25 protein-coding genes are annotated in these 16,995 nt (G+C 64.6%); 1 reads left to right on the top strand and 24 read right to left on the bottom strand.

The window, feature by feature from the left end; translation table 11 throughout:
• The first annotated feature begins 26 nt into the window (after nucleotides 1-26).
• Nucleotides 27-1,487, top strand: coding sequence for a chlorohydrolase family protein (locus Q9R02_RS12930; protein WP_305997110.1), 1,461 nt, complete (start codon nucleotides 27-29; stop codon nucleotides 1,485-1,487).
• 77 nt (nucleotides 1,488-1,564) lie between these two features.
• Here the strand turns inward: Q9R02_RS12930 and map are convergent, their stop codons facing one another.
• The 24 genes from map to rpsJ form a co-directional block, all read right to left on the bottom strand.
• Nucleotides 1,565-2,395, bottom strand: coding sequence for a type I methionyl aminopeptidase (gene map / locus Q9R02_RS12935; RefSeq protein ID WP_305997111.1), 831 nt, complete (start codon nucleotides 2,393-2,395; stop codon nucleotides 1,565-1,567).
• Between the two features lie 94 nt (nucleotides 2,396-2,489).
• On the bottom strand, nucleotides 2,490-3,083 hold the full coding sequence (locus tag Q9R02_RS12940) for an adenylate kinase (RefSeq protein WP_305997112.1): 594 nt from the start codon (nucleotides 3,081-3,083) through the stop codon (nucleotides 2,490-2,492).
• On the bottom strand, nucleotides 3,080-4,390 hold the full coding sequence (gene secY, locus Q9R02_RS12945; protein ID WP_305997113.1) for a preprotein translocase subunit SecY: 1,311 nt from the start codon (nucleotides 4,388-4,390) through the stop codon (nucleotides 3,080-3,082). The genes Q9R02_RS12940 and secY overlap by 4 nt, the downstream gene beginning before the upstream one ends.
• Before the next feature lie 182 nt (nucleotides 4,391-4,572).
• On the bottom strand, nucleotides 4,573-5,052 hold the full coding sequence (gene rplO / locus Q9R02_RS12950; RefSeq protein WP_305997114.1) for a 50S ribosomal protein L15: 480 nt from the start codon (nucleotides 5,050-5,052) through the stop codon (nucleotides 4,573-4,575).
• A complete protein-coding gene (gene rpmD / locus Q9R02_RS12955) occupies nucleotides 5,052-5,258 on the bottom strand; it encodes a 50S ribosomal protein L30 (RefSeq protein WP_305997115.1) in 207 nt (68 codons plus the stop codon). Before rpmD ends, rplO begins: the two co-directional genes overlap by 1 nt.
• Nucleotides 5,259-5,261: 3 nt before the next feature.
• Nucleotides 5,262-5,933 carry a 30S ribosomal protein S5 gene (rpsE, locus tag Q9R02_RS12960; protein WP_305997116.1) on the bottom strand — a complete coding sequence of 224 codons (672 nt, stop codon included), beginning with the start codon at nucleotides 5,931-5,933 and terminating at the stop codon, nucleotides 5,262-5,264.
• Between the two features lie 29 nt (nucleotides 5,934-5,962).
• Nucleotides 5,963-6,346: a 50S ribosomal protein L18 gene (gene rplR / locus Q9R02_RS12965; protein WP_305997117.1), complete on the bottom strand. Its 384-nt coding sequence runs from the start codon at nucleotides 6,344-6,346 to the stop codon at nucleotides 5,963-5,965.
• Between the two features lie 2 nt (nucleotides 6,347-6,348).
• A complete protein-coding gene (gene rplF / locus Q9R02_RS12970; protein WP_305997118.1) occupies nucleotides 6,349-6,885 on the bottom strand; it encodes a 50S ribosomal protein L6 in 537 nt (178 codons plus the stop codon).
• An 18-nt stretch (nucleotides 6,886-6,903) separates the two neighbouring features.
• A complete protein-coding gene (rpsH, locus tag Q9R02_RS12975) occupies nucleotides 6,904-7,302 on the bottom strand; it encodes a 30S ribosomal protein S8 (protein WP_305997119.1) in 399 nt (132 codons plus the stop codon).
• A gap of 65 nt (nucleotides 7,303-7,367) precedes the next feature.
• Nucleotides 7,368-7,946: a 50S ribosomal protein L5 gene (gene rplE, locus Q9R02_RS12980; RefSeq protein WP_305997120.1), complete on the bottom strand. Its 579-nt coding sequence runs from the start codon at nucleotides 7,944-7,946 to the stop codon at nucleotides 7,368-7,370.
• The gene (rplX, locus tag Q9R02_RS12985; RefSeq protein ID WP_305997121.1) at nucleotides 7,946-8,308 is read right to left on the bottom strand and encodes a 50S ribosomal protein L24; all 363 of its coding nucleotides are present in this window, start codon (nucleotides 8,306-8,308) and stop codon (nucleotides 7,946-7,948) included. Before rplX ends, rplE begins: the two co-directional genes overlap by 1 nt.
• 2 nt (nucleotides 8,309-8,310) lie before the next feature.
• Complete coding sequence (gene rplN / locus Q9R02_RS12990) at nucleotides 8,311-8,682, bottom strand: 50S ribosomal protein L14 (protein WP_305997122.1); 372 nt, start codon at nucleotides 8,680-8,682, stop codon at nucleotides 8,311-8,313.
• 305 nt (nucleotides 8,683-8,987) lie between these two features.
• Nucleotides 8,988-11,270, bottom strand: coding sequence for an ATP-binding cassette domain-containing protein (locus tag Q9R02_RS12995; protein WP_305997123.1), 2,283 nt, complete (start codon nucleotides 11,268-11,270; stop codon nucleotides 8,988-8,990).
• A gap of 206 nt (nucleotides 11,271-11,476) precedes the next feature.
• Nucleotides 11,477-11,770 (bottom strand): 30S ribosomal protein S17, encoded by a 294-nt coding sequence (rpsQ, locus tag Q9R02_RS13000; RefSeq protein ID WP_305997124.1) that lies wholly within the window; start codon nucleotides 11,768-11,770, stop codon nucleotides 11,477-11,479.
• A complete protein-coding gene (gene rpmC / locus Q9R02_RS13005) occupies nucleotides 11,767-12,090 on the bottom strand; it encodes a 50S ribosomal protein L29 (RefSeq protein ID WP_305997125.1) in 324 nt (107 codons plus the stop codon). Before rpmC ends, rpsQ begins: the two co-directional genes overlap by 4 nt.
• A gap of 2 nt (nucleotides 12,091-12,092) precedes the next feature.
• Nucleotides 12,093-12,509: a 50S ribosomal protein L16 gene (gene rplP / locus Q9R02_RS13010; protein ID WP_305997126.1), complete on the bottom strand. Its 417-nt coding sequence runs from the start codon at nucleotides 12,507-12,509 to the stop codon at nucleotides 12,093-12,095.
• Nucleotides 12,510-13,313 (bottom strand): 30S ribosomal protein S3, encoded by an 804-nt coding sequence (rpsC, locus tag Q9R02_RS13015; protein ID WP_305997127.1) that lies wholly within the window; start codon nucleotides 13,311-13,313, stop codon nucleotides 12,510-12,512.
• Nucleotides 13,314-13,679 carry a 50S ribosomal protein L22 gene (gene rplV / locus Q9R02_RS13020; RefSeq protein ID WP_305997128.1) on the bottom strand — a complete coding sequence of 122 codons (366 nt, stop codon included), beginning with the start codon at nucleotides 13,677-13,679 and terminating at the stop codon, nucleotides 13,314-13,316.
• Nucleotides 13,680-13,718: 39 nt separating this feature from the next.
• Nucleotides 13,719-14,000, bottom strand: coding sequence for a 30S ribosomal protein S19 (gene rpsS, locus Q9R02_RS13025; RefSeq protein WP_066211549.1), 282 nt, complete (start codon nucleotides 13,998-14,000; stop codon nucleotides 13,719-13,721).
• Between the two features lie 12 nt (nucleotides 14,001-14,012).
• Nucleotides 14,013-14,852: a 50S ribosomal protein L2 gene (rplB, locus tag Q9R02_RS13030; RefSeq protein ID WP_305997129.1), complete on the bottom strand. Its 840-nt coding sequence runs from the start codon at nucleotides 14,850-14,852 to the stop codon at nucleotides 14,013-14,015.
• Between the two features lie 28 nt (nucleotides 14,853-14,880).
• Nucleotides 14,881-15,186, bottom strand: coding sequence for a 50S ribosomal protein L23 (rplW, locus tag Q9R02_RS13035; RefSeq protein WP_305997130.1), 306 nt, complete (start codon nucleotides 15,184-15,186; stop codon nucleotides 14,881-14,883).
• Nucleotides 15,183-15,803, bottom strand: coding sequence for a 50S ribosomal protein L4 (gene rplD, locus Q9R02_RS13040; protein WP_305997131.1), 621 nt, complete (start codon nucleotides 15,801-15,803; stop codon nucleotides 15,183-15,185). The genes rplW and rplD overlap by 4 nt, the downstream gene beginning before the upstream one ends.
• Nucleotides 15,804-15,807: 4 nt before the next feature.
• A complete protein-coding gene (gene rplC, locus Q9R02_RS13045) occupies nucleotides 15,808-16,458 on the bottom strand; it encodes a 50S ribosomal protein L3 (RefSeq protein WP_305997132.1) in 651 nt (216 codons plus the stop codon).
• Nucleotides 16,459-16,477: 19 nt separating this feature from the next.
• Entirely contained in the window at nucleotides 16,478-16,786 is a 309-nt protein-coding gene (gene rpsJ / locus Q9R02_RS13050) for a 30S ribosomal protein S10 (RefSeq protein WP_003803825.1), read from the bottom strand.
• Nucleotides 16,787-16,995 lie beyond the last annotated feature (209 nt).

The raw sequence follows: 16,995 nt of genomic DNA on the forward strand, positions 1-16,995 counted from the left end.
CAGCAGAACACCCTCAGGAGCACTCAGTGATCACACGCATCAAGGCCGCGTTCGTCATCGGTTACGCCGACGGCGACCACCGCATCCTCCGGGACGCCGAGCTGGTCCATGACGACGGCACGGTCGTCTTCGTGGGCCGCGGCTACGAAGGCCACGTCGACAATGACGTCGATGCGGGCCTCTCGGTCGTCTCCCCCGGCTTCATCGACCTGAACGCCCTGGCGGACATCGACCACGCCATCTTCGACTCCTGGCACGGTCCGGCGACCCGCCTCGGCCTGGTCTGGTCCGAGGAGTACCTGAAGGACCACGGCGCAGTCTTCTCCCCCGAAGAGGCGCGCTTCCGCCGCGAATTCGCCCTCTCCCAGCTGGTCCGCAACGGCATCACCACCATCATGCCCATCTCCTCCGAGTCCTACCTCGAGTGGTGCGAGGACTACCAGGACATGGCCATGACCGCCGAGGCCGTCGAGGCGATCGGAGTCCGCGCCTACCTCGGCCCGAGCTACCGCACCCACGTCCCGTACACGGACGGCGAGAAGGTCCTCCTTCACGAGGACGAGCAGAAGGGCCTGGACGGCCTGCAGGACGCCATCCGCTTCTCCAAGGACTACGAGGGACGCGCCAACGGCCTGATCCGTACGGCCCTGCTGCCCGCCCGCATCGAGACGCAGACCGAGCAGTCGCTGAAGCTGACCCGCAAGGCCGCCGACGAACTCGGCATCCCGGTCCGCCTGCACGCCGCGCAGGGCCTCTCCGAGGTGGAGGTCATGCTGGAACGCACCGGCCTGCGCTCCATCCCTTACCTGTACTCCATCGGCTTCCTGGCACCGCGCACCTTCATCCCGCACGCCTGGACCGTGCCGGGACACCGCCACATGCCGGCCGAGTTCGGCACCGGCGACGACGTCGCGCTGCTCGCCGAGACCGGGACCAATGTGATCTTCTGCCCCATCCCGGCCGCCCACTACGGCAGCCTGCTGGACAACTACGACTCCTACCGGGAGAAGGGCGTCCGCATCGTCATGGGCACCGACTCCGCGCCGCCGAACATGATCCGCGGCCTGGACCTGGCGATGGCCATGCACAAGACGTCCACGGCAGACCGTGCCAGTGCCCAGGCCGGCGACCTCTTCCGTTCCGCCACCTTGGATCCGGCCGAGGCACTGGGCCGCCCGGACCTGGGCCGGCTGGCCCCCGGCGCACAGGCCGACTACTTCGTCCTGGACCTCACGGGAACCCACATCGGCCCCTACGGCGACCCGATCCGCACCCTGGTCCTGAACGCCGATGGCCGCGACATCACCCGCGTGGCGGTGGCCGGACGCACCATCGTGGAGGACCGCGGGATCGTCACGGTGGACACGAGCGACTACCAGGAGCGGGCCCAGGCCTTCCTGGACCACTACATCGCCTCGCTGAGCACCTCGGACTACGCGCACCGCCCCACGGACGAGCTGCTGCCGCCGAGCTTCCCGCTCGCCTGAGCCTGATCGACCAGACGACGACGGCGGTCGGTCACCTTTCTCGGTGACCGACCGCCGTCGTGCTGTCCAGGGGCTGCTCAGGCGGGGATGGGGACCACCGTGACGCCGAGCTTCTCCAGCTCGGAGGCTCCGCCGTCGGGCGCGGTGAGCACCCAGATGCCCTGACGGTGGACGGCCACCGAGTGCTCCCACTGCGAGGCGCGCGAGCTGTCCGTGGTCACCACGGTCCAGTCGTCCTCCAGGGTCACGGTCTCGATGTCCCCGCGGACCAGCATGGGTTCGATCGCGAAGCACATGCCCGGCTTGACCTTGGGGCCGCGGTGCTTGCTGCGGTAGTTCAGGACGTCCGGCGCCATGTGCATCTGGGAACCGATGCCGTGCCCGCAGTAGTCCTCCAGGATTCCCAGGGGTTTGCCCTGCTGGGCGGAGACGTAGTCGTCGATCGCGTCCCCGATGTCCCCCACGTACTTCGCCGTGGCCAGGGCCGCGATGCCGTGCCACATGGCCATGCGGGTGATCTCGGAGAGCCGGACGTCCTCCGGATCGCCTTCGCCGACGATGACGGTGCGGGCGGAGTCGGCGTTCCAGCCGCGCACGATGCAGCCGCCGTCGATCTTCACCACATCGCCAGGTTCCAGGACACGGTTGCCGGGGATTCCGTGGACCACCTCGTCATTGACGGAGGCACAGATGTGCTTGGGGTAGCCGTGGTAACCCAGGAAGTTGTACTGGGCGCCGGCGGCGTCCACGACCTCGGCAAAGACGGCGTCGAGTTCATCGGTGGTGACACCGGGCGCCACAGCCGCGACGGCGGCGTCCAGGGCGCGGCTCAGAAGCTCGCCGGCCTCCTGCATGATGCGCATCTGGGCGTTGCTCTTGTATTCGATCTGGCGTGTGTAAAGTGCCACGATGTTCCTTCGCTCCGGCCGCCGGGCGGCCTTCTCGACGCTGTCACTGAAAAAGTCATGCCCCCGGAGATCTCCGGGGGCATGACTGGGGTTCTCAGGCTGAGGTGGTCTCGCCGGCCACGGCCTCGCGGATGGCGTCCATCACGCGGTCGGTGACCTCGTCGATCCCGCCGATCCCGTCCACCCGGCGCAGGATCCCGCGCTCGGCGTACTTGGCCACGACGGCCTCGGTCTGACCGTGGTAGAGGTCCAGCCGGTGGCGGATGACCGCCTCGTTGTCATCGCTGCGGCCGGTCTCGAGCGCACGGCCCAGGAGCCGGGACACCAGTTCCTCGTCGTCCGCGGTGAGCTGCAGTACGACGTCCAGCTTGGTGTGGGTCTCAGAGAGGATGGCGTCCAGCTCATCCACCTGAGCCACCGTCCGCGGGTAGCCGTCCAGCAGGAAGCCGTCGGCGACATCGCCGTGGCTGAGCCGGTCACGCACCATGCGGTTGGTGACGGAGTCGGGGACGAAGTCCCCGGCGTCCATGTACTGCTTCGCTTCCAGGCCCAGAGGGGTTTCGCCCTTGACGTTGGCGCGGAAGATGTCGCCCGTGGAGATGGCCACCACACCGAGTCGCTCGGAAATCCGCTCGGCCTGGGTTCCCTTGCCGGAGCCGGGGGGACCAATGATCAGCATTCTTGTCATCGCAAGAGCCCTTCGTAGTGCCGTTGTTGAAGCTGCGCGTCAATCTGCTTCACCGTCTCCAGACCGACACCGACCATGATGAGGATCGAGGTGCCGCCGAACGGGAAGTTCTGGTTGGCCTGGACGAGGACCAGTGCCACCAGCGGGATGAGCGCAACGATGCCGAGGTACAGCGCACCTGGCAGGGTGATCCTGGACAGCACGTACTGCAGGTAGTCCGCAGTGGGCTTGCCGGCCCGGATCCCGGGAATGAAGCCACCGTACTTCTTCATGTTGTCCGACACTTCTTCAGGGTTGAAGGTGATGGACACGTAGAAGTAGGTGAAGAAGATGATCAGGAGGAAGTACACCGCCATGTACAGCGGGTGGTCGCCCCTGGTGAGGTTGTTGTTGACCCAGGCCACCCAGTCCGGGATGTTGCTTCCGTCCGTGGGGGTGTTGAACTGCGCGATCAGAGCGGGCAGGTACAGGATGGACGAGGCGAAGATCACGGGGATCACACCGGCCATGTTGACCTTGATCGGGATGTACGTGGTGGTGCCGCCAACCGTGCGGCGTCCCACCATGCGCTTGGCGTACTGCACCGGGATGCGGCGCTGCGACTGCTCCACGAAGACCACCAGCGCCACGGTCACCAGACCGACGGCCAGCACGGCCAGGAAGGTGCCCCAGCCCTTGGCACCGATGATGCCGTTCATGGCCGGGACGAAGCCGGCGGCGATGGAGGTGAAGATCAGCAGCGACATGCCGTTGCCGATGCCCTTCTCCGTCACGAGCTCGCCCATCCACATGATCAGGCCGGTGCCCGCGGTGAGCGTGATGATCAGCAGAATGGTGGTCACGATGCCGGAATCCGGGATCAACGGCACGGTGCAGCCCTGCATCAGCTGACCGGAGCGGGCCAAAGAAACCAGCGTGGTCGCGTTCAGGAGGCCCAGGGCGATCGTGAGGTAACGCGTATACTGCGTCAGCTTGGTCTGACCGGACGCGCCCTCGTCATAGAGTTCCTGGAACCGGGGGATCACCACGCGCAGCAGCTGAACGATGATGCTGGCAGTGATGTAGGGCATGATGCCCAGCGCGAAGATGGAGACCTGCAGCAAGGCGCCGCCGGAGAACATGTTCACCATCTGCTGGAGGCTGGTGTTGTTCTTGGTCAGCTGCAGACACTGCTGCACGTTGTTGTAGCTCACACCCGGTGCAGGGATGAACGCGCCGAGGCGGAAGATCGTGACGATGCCAAGCGTGAACAGCAACTTGCGCCGCAAGTCAGGTGTCCGGAAGGCACGGCCGAATGCGCTGAGCAAGCGTCCTCCTGAAGGATGTGTGAGGTTGGGAGTGCGGTGGATTCCTGGTTGAACCCGACACCCGAGTCTAACCGTTGTCATGGCCGCGCCAGTAATCAGCGCGGGAAAGCACTGAACTCCCGGAATCCGGACCATGGTCCGGATTCCGGGAGTTCTCAGTGCGCGTTCAGCGGTTCCGGCTCTCAGAGAGCGGTGATGGAACCACCGGCGGCCTGGATCTTCTCAGCAGCGCTGGCGGAGAAGGCGTCCACGGTGACATCGACCTTGACGGTGATCTCGCCGGAGCCCAGCACCTTGACGGGCTGGTTCTTGCGAACCGCGCCCTTGGCGACCAGATCGGCCACCGTCACGGTGCCACCCTCCGGGAAGAGCTCGCCGAGGCGGTCAAGGTTGACCACCTGGAACTCGACACGGAACGGGTTCTTGAAGCCGCGAAGCTTCGGCAGACGCATGTGCAGCGGCAGCTGGCCACCGGCGAAGCCGGCCTTGACCTGGTAGCGCGCCTTGGTGCCCTTGGTGCCACGACCGGCGGTCTTACCCTTGGACGCCTCACCACGACCCACACGGGTCTTGGCGGTCTTGGCGCCAGCGGCAGGACGCAGGTGGTGAACCTTCAGAGCGTGCTGCTTCTCAGTAGCCTCAGCAGTGTTCTTCTCGGTCATTACTTCGCCTCCTTGACCTCTACGAGGTGCGGAACCGTGTTGAGCATGCCCACGGTCACGGCATCAGCGGAGCGGACCACGGTGTGGCCGATGCGCTTGAGGCCGAGGGAGCGAAGGGTGTCCCGCTGGTTCTGCTTGGCGCCGATGACGCCCTTGATCTGGGTGATCTCCAACTGAGCGTCGGAGGGGGTCAGGTTCTTTGCCATGGCTCAGGCACCTGCCTTCGGAGCGTTCAGTGCACGCACCAGAGCGGCCGGAGCGACCTCATCCAGCGGCAGGCCACGACGAGCGGCAACGGCTGCCGGCTCCTCGAGCTGACGCAGGGCCTCAACGGTCGCGTGAACGATGTTGATGGCGTTGGAGGAACCCAGCGACTTGGAGAGGACGTCGTGGATGCCGACGCACTCGAGCACGGCGCGGACCGGACCACCGGCGATAACACCGGTACCCGGGGAAGCCGGACGAAGCATGACGACACCAGCGGCGGCCTCGCCCTGGACGCGGTGCGGGATGGTGCTGCCGACGCGCGGGACGCGGAAGAAGGACTTCTTGGCCTCTTCCACACCCTTGGCGATGGCAGCGGGGACTTCGCGGGCCTTGCCGTAACCGACACCGACCATGCCGTTGCCGTCGCCGACCACCACGAGGGCGGTGAAGCTGAAGCGGCGGCCACCCTTGACCACCTTGGCAACACGGTTGATGGTTACAACACGCTCAACGAACTGGTTCTTCTCGGCCTCACGGGCGTCGCGGCCACCACGGCCACCACGCTCGCCGCGGCCACCACGCTCGCCGCGCTCGCCACGACGACCACCACGGCGGTCGTTGTTGCCGGCAGCCTCAGTGGTTTCAGTTGCAACAGCAGCTGCAGCTTCAGACACCTGGGTTTCCTTTTCGTTGTTCACTTCGGTCACAGTGCCAGGCCCCCTTCACGAGCGCCGTCGGCGACGGCGGCGATACGGCCGTGGTACTTGTTGCCACCGCGGTCGAAGACCACGGCCTCAACACCGGCTGCCTTGGCACGCTCGGCGACGAGCTCGCCGACGCGCTTGGCCTTGGCGGTCTTGTCGCCCTCGAAGGAGCGCAGCTCGGCTTCCATGGTGGAGGCAGAGGCCAGCGTCTTGGCGATGGTGTCGTCCACGACCTGCACGAACACGTGACGGGCGGAGCGGTTGACAATCAGACGCGGGCGGGCCGGGGTACCGGAGATCCGCTTGCGGATGCGCAGCTGACGACGAGCGCGGGAGGCGCTCTTGTTCTTGCTGTTGCGCTTCTTGTTGATGCTGATGGCCATGGTTACTTACCAGCCTTTCCGACCTTGCGGCGGATGACCTCGCCGGCGTAACGGATACCCTTGCCCTTGTAGGGGTCGGGCTTGCGCAGCTTGCGGATGTTGGCGGAAACCTCGCCCACCTGCTGCTTGTCGATGCCGGCAACAGAGAACTTGGTCGGGCCTTCCACCGCAAAGGTGATGCCGGCCGGAGCCACGATGTTGACCGGGTGGCTGTAGCCCAGAGCGAACTCCAGGTCAGAACCCTTGGCCTGCACACGGTAACCGGTGCCGACGATTTCCAGCTTCTTCTCGTAACCCTTGGTCACGCCTTCGATCATGTTGGCGAGCAGGGTACGGGTCAGGCCGTGCAGCGAACGAGCAACGCGCTCGTCGTTGGGACGGGTGACCGTCAGGGTGCTCTCCTCGAGAGCGACCTCGATGGGGCTGGCCACGGTGTGGCTCAGTTCGCCCTTGGCACCCTTGATGGTGACAACGGCGCCGTCGATGTTGACCTCAACGCCAGCCGGAACGGTGATGGGGAGACGTCCAATACGCGACATTCTTCTCTTCCTTTCCCGTTACCAGACGTAAGCGAGGACTTCGCCGCCCACGCCCTTCTTGCCGGCCTGCTTGTCAGTCAGGAGGCCGGAAGAGGTGGACAGGATAGCGATGCCCAGGCCACCCAGCACGTGCGGCAGGTTGGTGGACTTCGCGTAAACGCGGAGACCGGGCTTGGAGATACGGCGGACGCCAGCGATGGAACGCTCGCGGCTCGGACCGAACTTCAGGGTGATGGTCAGCGTCTTGCCAACGCGTGCTTCCTCTTCCTTCCACTCCGAGATGTAACCCTCGGACTTCAGGATGTCGGCGATGCGGGCCTTCAGCTTGGAGTACGGCATGGACACGGTGTCGTGGTGTGCCGAGTTTGCATTGCGCAGACGCGTGAGCATGTCTGCGACAGGATCAGTCATAGTCATGTGGGCTCTTGCCCTTCCTCGTACTGGTTTCCCCCGGCTGAGCCGGTGGACCTTCTACGTAGTGATTAGTCTTCGGTCTTGAACGGGAAGCCGAGGTGCTTGAGCAGCGCGCGGCCTTCCTCGTCGGTCTTCGCGGTGGTGACAACCGTGATGTCCATACCGCGGACGCGGTCGATGGCATCCTGATCGATCTCGTGGAACATGACCTGCTCCGTGAGGCCGAAGGTGTAGTTGCCGTTACCGTCGAACTGCTTGCCGTTCAGGCCGCGGAAGTCGCGGATACGGGGCAGTGCGAGGGTGACCAGACGGTCAAGGAATTCCCACATGCGGTCGCCACGGAGGGTGGCGTGAGCACCGATCGGCATGCCTTCGCGCAGCTTGAACTGAGCGATGGACTTACGGGCCTTGGTCACCTGCGGCTTCTGACCGGTGATCGCGGTCAGGTCGCGCACGGCGCCTTCGATGAGCTTGGAATCCTTGGCGGCGTCGCCGACACCCATGTTCACGACGACCTTCACGAGGCGCGGAACCTGGTTGACGTTCTCGTACTTGAACTCATCCTGCAGGGACTGCTTGATGTTCTCGGCGTACTTGGTCTTCAGACGCGGGACGATCTTCACCGGGGTCTCGAGAGTCTCAGTCATCAGATGTCCTTCCCAGAGGCCTTGGCCACGCGGACGCGAACTTCACGCTCGACGCCGTTGCGCTCGACCTTCTCGACACGGAAGCCGACGCGGGTGGGCTTCTTGGTGGACGGGTCAACGAGTGCCACGTTGGAGATGTGCAGCGGGGCCTCAACCTGCTCGATACCACCGGTGGTGGTGCCGCGCTGGGTCTGGCCGGCCTTCACGTGCTTGGTGACGCGGTTGATGCCCTCGACGAGCACACGGTTGGTCTCCGGGAACACACGCAGAACCTTGCCCTGCTTGCCACGGTCTCCGCCACGGGACTGGCGGGCACCGGTGATGACCTGGACGAGATCGCCCTTCTTGATCTTTGCACCCATAGTTACAGCACCTCCGGGGCCAGAGAAACGATCTTCATGAACTTCTTGTCGCGAAGCTCACGGCCGACCGGGCCGAAGATACGGGTGCCGCGGGGCTCCCCGTCCGTGTTCTTCAGGATGACGGCTGCGTTCTCATCGAACTTGATGTAGGAACCGTCCGGACGACGGCGCTCCTTACGGGTGCGAACGACGACGGCCTTGACGACGTCGCCCTTCTTGACGTTTCCGCCAGGGATCGCGTCCTTGACGGTGGCGACGATGACGTCGCCGATGCTTGCGTAGCGGCGGCCCGATCCACCGAGAACACGGATGGTGAGGATTTCCTTGGCACCCGTGTTGTCGGCGACCTTAAGCCGCGACTCCTGCTGAATCAATGTTTACTCCTTGCGTCGCGCTGGTTCCCACGCTGAAAAACTGCATACAGCGCGAGCCTTGCGGAACGGTTACTGGGGTGTCTCTGCCCTGCCTGGATTTTGCCAGAACAGGGTTGAACCTCCGTTCCAGGCGCATCTGGGCCCCCTTGGCCGGGGACCGGCCCTGAGGCAGTATGCGCTGGCACGAAAGTTTCACGAGGATTTGTCCGGGCGCATGACGCACCCATACAAGCTCAATATCCTATCACAGCTCGCAATAACCCAGGATCGGGCGGTCCGTCAAGGAACCCCGCCCGTGGGGCGGCTCAGGCGACGTACTCCTTCAAGTACCGGCCGGTGAGGCTGCCGGACGCCGCGAGCTGCTCCGGGGTGCCTTCGAAAACCACCATGCCGCCGTCGTGTCCCGCGCCCGGACCCATGTCGATGACCCAGTCCGCGTGCGCCACCACACCGAGGTGATGCTCGATCACCACCACCGTGTTGCCTTCGTCCACCAGCTGGTCCAGCAGCGCCAGCAGGTTCTCTACGTCGGCCAGGTGCAGGCCCGTGGTCGGTTCGTCCAGGATGAAGACGCCGGCGTCGCTGCCCATGTGAGTGGCCAGCTTGATGCGCTGGCGTTCGCCGCCGGAGAGGGTGGAGAGCGACTGGCCGAGCGTGATGTACCCGAGGCCCACCTGGGCGAGCCGCTGGAGGATGGGCTTCGCCTTCGGTACCGCGAGCTGCTCCAGCGCCTCCTCGACGCTCAGCCGCATGACCTCGTAGATGTTCAGGCCGTTCATCCGGTACTCCAAGACCTCGTCCGTGAAGCATTTGCCGCCACAGTCCTCGCAGACCGTGCCCACGGGCGCCATGCCGGGGATCTCCGTGAAGATCTCGCCGGCGCCCTTGCAGCTGGGGCACGCCCCTTCGGAGTTGGCGGAGAAGAGCGAGGGCTTGGTCCCGGTGGCCTTGGCGAAGGCCGCACGGATGTGGTCCAGAGCCCCCGTGTACGTGGCAGGGTTGGAGCGGCGGGACCCGCGGATCGCGGACTGATCCACCACATGCACGCCCTCCCGCTTGGCCAGGGACCCGTGGATGAGGGAGCTCTTGCCGGAACCCGCCACCCCGGTCACGGCGCAGAGGAGCCCCGTGGGAACGTCCACATCGACCTTGCGGAGATTGTGGGTGGAGGCGCCTCGGATCTCCAATGCCCCGGTGCCGGAGCGGAGCGTGCTCTTGAACGGCACCCTCGTTCCGACGTGCTGCCCGGTCAGTGTCTCCGCACCGGAGAGTTCCTGGAAGGTTCCCTGGAACACGATCTCACCGCCGTGGATGCCCGCCTTCGGCCCGATGTCGACGATGTGGTCCGCGATGGCCATGACCTCGGGCTTGTGCTCCACCACCAGGATGGTGTTGCCCTTGTCCCTCAGGCTCTTCAGGAGCTCGTTCATCCGGGCGATGTCATGCGGGTGCAGGCCCACGGTAGGTTCGTCGAAGACGTAGGTGACGTCGCTGAGCGGTGATCCCAGGTGACGTACCATCTTGACCCGCTGGGCCTCTCCTCCCGACAGCGTGGAGGAGGGCCGGTCCAGGCTCAGATAGCCCAGGCCGATGTCCACCAGGGCACGCAGGGACCCCAGCAGGTTGCCGATCACAGGAGCCACCGACGGCGCGTCCACGCCTTCGAGGAAGTCGATCAGATCGGAGACCTGCAGTTGGGCGCACTCGGCGATGTTCCTGCCCCCGATACGGCTGGCCAGGGCGTCCTGGTTCAGCCGGCCGCCCTGGCAGGATGGGCAGACCGCGAAAGTGGCGGCACGCTCCAGGAACGCCTTGACGTTGGCCTGTTTGGGTTCCTTGCCGGCGGCCAGGTAGTTCTGCCGAATGCGGGTCTCCAGGCCCACGTACGTCATGTTGACGTTGTCCATCTTGACCTTGACCGCCGGCGAATTCAGGAGAAAGTCCAGTGTTTCCGCGTCGAAGTCCCGGACCGGTTGGTCCGGGTCGAAACGTCCGGTGCCTAGCACGATCCTGACCAGCCAGCCGTCGGCATTGAACCCGGGCACCTGAATGGCGCCCTGCGCGATCGATTTGGAGCGGTCCAGGAGCACGTCCACGTCCAGGGCGGAGATCTCCCCCGCCCCTTCGCATTCGGGGCACATGCCCTCAGCCAGGTTGAAGGAATACCTCCCGGCGTGGCCGGCGCTCGGCACACCCACCCGGGAGAAGACGATCCTCAGCAGGGCATGGGTGTCCGTGACGGTCCCCAAGGTGGAGCGCGAGTTGCTCCCCATCCGCTCCTGGTTGACCACGATCGCCGCAGAGAGGTTCTCCAGTTCATCCACATCCGGGCGGGGCAGCGCCGGCATGAACGACTGGATGAAGCTGGTGTAGGTCTCGTTGATCAGGCGCTGCGACTCCGCTGCGATGGTGCCGAACACCAGCGAGCTCTTGCCCGAGCCGGACACTCCGGTGAAAACCGTGATCCGGCGCTTGGGCAGATCCACGGAGACGTCCCGCAGATTGTTCTCCCGGGCGCCGCGCACGCGGATCATGCCATGTGAATCGGCGGTATGACGGCCCTCGGTCACGGTCAGCTCCTGCTCCATGGGACACCTCTCGGATCTGGGATCATGGGCCTGCGCGGAGCGCTCCCCCGCACGGCTGATCACAGAATACCGGCGCCGTCCGACGTTAAGCGGAAGACCCCCGTTCCCTGGGCGGGAACGGGGGTCTTCACGGTGCTCCGTCAACACAGTGCTCTGTCAACACTGTGCTCTGCAGAGGCTGTGCTCCGTGGAGTCCTGAGGAAGGCTTACTTGGCCTTCTCGAGGATCTCCACCAGGCGCCAGCGCTTGGTGGCGGAGAGCGGGCGGGTCTCGGCGAGGAGAACCAGGTCGCCGATGCCGGCGGTGTTCTCTTCGTCGTGAGCCTTGATCTTGGACGTGCGGCGGATGACCTTGCCGTACAGAGCGTGCTTCACGCGGTCCTCGACCTCGACGACGATGGTCTTCTCCATCTTGTCGGAGACCACGTAACCGCGACGCGTCTTGCGGTAACCGCGCTGCTGCGCAGTGGCTTCCGTCACGTTCTGATCCTTTTCACTCACTTGGCGTCCTCCTCGGTCTCGGCAACCTCAGCCGCCTCAGCCTTCTTGGAAGCCTTCTTGGCCTTCTTCTCTTCCTTGGCCTCGACCACGGGAGCGGGCTCCGGGCGAATGCCCAGCTCGCGCTCACGCAGAACCGTGTAGATGCGAGCGATGTCGCGCTTCACGGACTTCAGACGACCATGGTTCTCCAGCTGACCAGTGGCGGACTGGAAACGCAGGTTGAACAGTTCCTCCTTGGCCTTGCGGAGCTCAGCAACGAGGCGCTCGCTGTCGAGCCCGTCCAGCTGTGCCGGGGCCAGATCCTTGGATCCAACTGCCATTCTCATTCACCACCTTCGCGACGCACGATGCGCGCCTTCAACGGGAGCTTGTGGATTGCCAGGCGCAGGGCCTCGCGTGCCACCTCTTCGTTCACACCGGAGAGTTCAAAGAGAACTCGTCCCGGCTTGACGTTGGCGACCCACCACTCGGGGGAACCCTTACCGGAACCCATGCGGGTTTCGGCGGGCTTCTTGGTCAGCGGGCGGTCCGGGTAGATGTTGATCCAGACCTTACCGCCACGCTTGATGTGACGGGTCATGGCGATACGTGCAGATTCAATCTGACGGTTCGTCACGTAGGCCGGGGTCAGCGCCTGGATACCGAACTCACCGAAGGTGACCGCGGTGCCACCGGTGGCAGCGCCGGAACGACCCGGGTGGTGCTGCTTACGGTGCTTGACTCGACGTGGGATCAGCATTTAAGCCTGTCCTCCTTCTGCGGCCTCGGCAGCCGGAGCAGCCGGAGCTGCGTCGGCGGCCGGGCGGTCGTTACGACGGCGACGCTCGCCACCGGGGCGACCGGCGCGGTCCCCACCACGGGGGCCACGGGACGGGGCTGCAGCCTGCTGGGCGGCAAGCTCCTTGGCGGTCACATCGCCCTTGTAGATCCAGACCTTCACGCCGATGCGGCCGAAGGTGGTCTTGGCCTCGTAGAAGCCGTAGTCGATGTTGGCGCGCAGGGTGTGCAGCGGCACGCGACCCTCACGGTAGAACTCCGAGCGGGACATTTCAGCGCCACCCAGACGACCGGAGCAAGCGACACGGATGCCCTTGGCGCCGGCGCGCTGCGCGGACTGCATGGCCTTCTTCATCGCACGGCGGAACGCCACGCGGGAAGAGAGCTGCTCGGCGATGCCCTGAGCGACAAGCTGAGCCTCGATCTCGGGGTTCTTGACCTCGAGGATGTTCAGCTGAACCTGCTTGCCCGTGAGCTTCTCCAGCTCGCCGCGGATGCGGTCGGCTTCAGCACCACGGCGGCCGATGACGATACCCGGGCGGGCGGTGTGGATGTCCACACGCACACGGTCACGGGTGCGCTCGATCTCGACCTTGGCGATGCCTGCGCGCTCCATGCCGGTGGTCATGAGCTCACGGATCTTGACGTCCTCACGAACGAAGTCCTTGTAGCGCTGACCGGGCTTGTTGCTGTCGGCGAACCAGTGCGAGATGTGGTTGGTGGTGATGCCGAGTCGGAACCCGTTCGGGTTTACTTTCTGTCCCACTTAGCGGGCCTCCTCGTTCTCCGGGGTAGCGACAACCACGGTGATGTGGCTGGTGCGCTTCTTGATCTGGAAGGCACGACCCTGAGCACGCGGCTGGAACCGCTTCATGGTCGGACCCTCATCAACAAACGCCTCGCTGATGAACAGATCGTTCTCGTCGAACGCCACACCGTCGCGGTCCGCGAGGACGCGGGCGTTGGCGATGGCGGACTGAACAACCTTGTAGACCGGCTCCGAAGCTGCCTGCTGGGCAAACTTCAGGATCGCCAGAGCCTCATTCGCCTGCTTGCCACGAACAAGGTTGACGACGCGCCGGGCCTTCATAGGCGTTACGCGGATGTGACGCGCAATAGCCTTGGCTTCCATTGCTTTCCTTCTCTCGTCTTAAGACCGAGGTCAGGCGCCTTAGCGGCGCTTGCCCTTGCGGTCGTCCTTCACGTGGCCGCGGAAAGTCCGCGTCGGGGCGAATTCGCCGAGCTTGTGCCCGACCATCGACTCCGTGATGAAAACCGGCACGTGCTTGCGTCCGTCGTGCACGGCGATCGTGTGACCCAGCATGTCCGGGATGATCATCGAGCGACGGGACCACGTCTTGATGACGTTCTTGGTGCCCTTTTCGTTCTCCTTGGCGACCTTCACGAAGAGGTGCTGGTCAACGAAAGGACCTTTCTTCAGGCTGCGTGGCATGTTTCCAGGCTCCTATCGCTTGTTCTTGCCGGTACGACGACGACGCACAATGAGCTTGTCGCTTTCCTTGTTGGGGCGGCGGGTGCGACCCTCAGGCTTGCCGTTCGGGTTGACCGGGTGACGGCCACCAGAAGTCTTGCCTTCACCACCACCATGCGGGTGGTCGACCGGGTTCATGGCCACACCACGCACGGTCGGGCGGACGCCCTTCCAGCGCATACGGCCGGCCTTGCCCCAGTTGATGTTCGACTGCTCGGCGTTGCCGACCTCGCCGACGGTGGCGCGGCAGCGCACGTCGACGTTGCGGACCTCACCGGAAGGCAGGCGCAGCTGAGCGAAGCGGCCTTCCTTGGCGACCAGCTGGATGGAGGCACCGGCGGAGCGGGCCATCTTGGCACCGCCACCCGGACGCAGCTCCACAGCGTGGATCACGGTACCGACGGGGATGTTGCGCAGCGGCAGGTTGTTGCCCGGCTTGATGTCAGCGTTCGGACCCGACTCAACGATGTCGCCCTGGGAGAGCTTGTTGGGGGCGATGATGTAACGCTTGGTGCCGTCCACGAAGTGGAGCAGGGCGATACGGGCGGTACGGTTCGGGTCGTACTCGATGTGAGCGACCTTGGCGTTCACGCCGTCCTTGTCGTGACGACGGAAGTCGATCACGCGGTACTGGCGCTTGTGCCCGCCACCCTTGTGACGGGTGGTGATGCGACCGGTGTTGTTGCGGCCACCGCTCTTGGTGAGCGGACGCAGCAGCGACTTTTCCGGAGTCGAGCGAGTTACTTCGCTGAAGTCGGCCACGCTCGAGCCACGACGGCCCGGGGTGGTCGGCTTGTAATTGCGGATTGCCATAATTTATTCCTCGTTAAAGTGGTCTCCGCTACGCGAGCGGACCGCCGAAGATGTCGATGGTGCCGTCCTTCAGGGTGACAATCGCACGCTTGGTGCTCTTGCGCTGACCCCATCCGAACTTGGTGCGCTTGCGCTTACCGGCACGGTTGATGGTGTTGATCGTGTCGACCTTGACGGAGAAGATCTTCTCCACGGCCAGCTTGATCTCGGTCTTGTTCGAGCGGGGGTCCACCAGGAAGGTGTACTGACCCTCGTCGATCAGGCCGTAGCTCTTTTCGGAGACCACGGGCGCCAGGATGACGTCACGCGGGTCCTTGTCGAAGACTGCGCTCACTTGGCTTCCTCCACGGTCTTGTTGTCCTTACCGGCAACGAAAGCGTCGAAAGCGGCCTTGGTGAAGATCACGTCGTCGGAGATCAGCACATCGTAGGTGTTGAGCTGATCGACGTAGAGCACGTGAACCTCGACGATGTTGCGCACGGACAGTGCGGCAAGATCGTTGGCGCGGTCGATCACCACGAGCAGGTTCTTACGGTCGGAGATCGCCTTCAGCGTGGCGATGGCTTCCTTGGTGGACGGCGTGGTGCCGGCGACCAGGGACTCCACCACGTGGATGCGACCGTTGCGAGCGCGGTCGGAGAGGGCACCACGGAGAGCGGCGGCCTTCATCTTCTTGGGGGTGCGCTGGCTGTAGTCACGCGGGGTCGGGCCGTGGACGATGCCACCACCGGTCATGTGAGGAGCACGGACGGAACCCTGACGAGCGCGGCCGGTGCCCTTCTGCTTGAACGGCTTGCGACCGGCACCGGCGACTTCACCGCGGGTCTTGGTCTTGTGAGTGCCCTGACGAGCAGCGGCGAGCTGCGCGACGACGACCTGGTGCAGCAGGGGCACGTTGGTCTGGACGTCGAAGATCTCGGCGGGCAGGTCAACCTTGATGGTGTTAGCCATGGAATTAGGCTCCCTTCACGGCGGTGCGTACGAGGACGACCGAGCCGCGGGCACCGGGAACGGCACCCTTGATCAGGAGCAGCGACTTCTCGGCGTCGACCGCGTGAACCGTGAGGTTCATCGTGGTGTGACGCGCGGCGCCCATGCGGCCGGCCATTTTCAGGCCCTTGAAGACGCGGCTCGGGGTGGAGGCGCCACCGATGGAACCGGGCTTGCGGTGGTTCTTGTGAGCACCGTGAGAGGCACCGACACCGTGGAAGCCGTGACGCTTCATGACACCGGCGAAGCCCTTACCCTTGGTGGTTCCGACGACGTCGATCTTCTGACCGGCCTCGAAGACCTCCACGGAGAGCTGCTGGCCGAGCTCGTAGCTCTCGGCGTCAGCGGTGCGCAGTTCGACGACGTGACGGCGCGGGGTGACACCGGCCTTCTCGAAGTGGCCGGCGAGCGGCTTGGTGACCTTGCGCGGGTCGATCTGGCCGAAGCCGATCTGAACCGCGGTGTAGCCGTCCTTCTCAGCGTTGCGCAGCTGGGTGACGACGTTGGAGTCAGCCTGGACGACAGTGACGGGGATGAGCTTGTTGTTCTCGTCCCAGACCTGGGTCATGCCGAGCTTCGTGCCCAGCAGGCCCTTAACATTGCGGGTTGCGGTCATAGTTTTCTCAGCACCTCCCTCAGAGCTTGATTTCGATGTTCACGTCAGCCGGCAGGTCGAGACGCATGAGCGAATCGACAGCCTTCGGCGTGGGGTCGATGATGTCGATCAGACGCTTGTGAGTACGCATTTCGAAGTGCTCACGGCTGTCCTTGTACTTGTGGGGAGAACGAATAACGCAGTACACGTTCTTCTCCGTGGGCAGCGGCACCGGGCCGACTACCGTTGCGCCTGCGCGCGTGACCGTCTCAACGATCTTCCGGGCCGAAACATCAATGACCTCGTGGTCATATGACTTCAGCCGGATGCGGATCTTCTGTCCCGCCATGTCGCCTGACTCTCTTTCAGTTAGGTGCGTTCCCGGAAAACCAGGACCGCTTTCGCATCTCTTTGCTGTTATGCGCGGCTGCCGAAGCATTTGAAGTCGTGACTACCGCTCTCCCATGAGCTGAATCCGGACCAGGCCCGGGTTCCTCAACCCACCAGAGCTCCGACCCACGCGGTCGGGCGTGTCGCGACCCGGAGAGCGCGGTTCAC

This window comes from Arthrobacter horti (genome assembly GCF_030731045.1).
GTDB lineage: Bacteria > Actinomycetota > Actinomycetes > Actinomycetales > Micrococcaceae > Arthrobacter_E > Arthrobacter_E nanjingensis.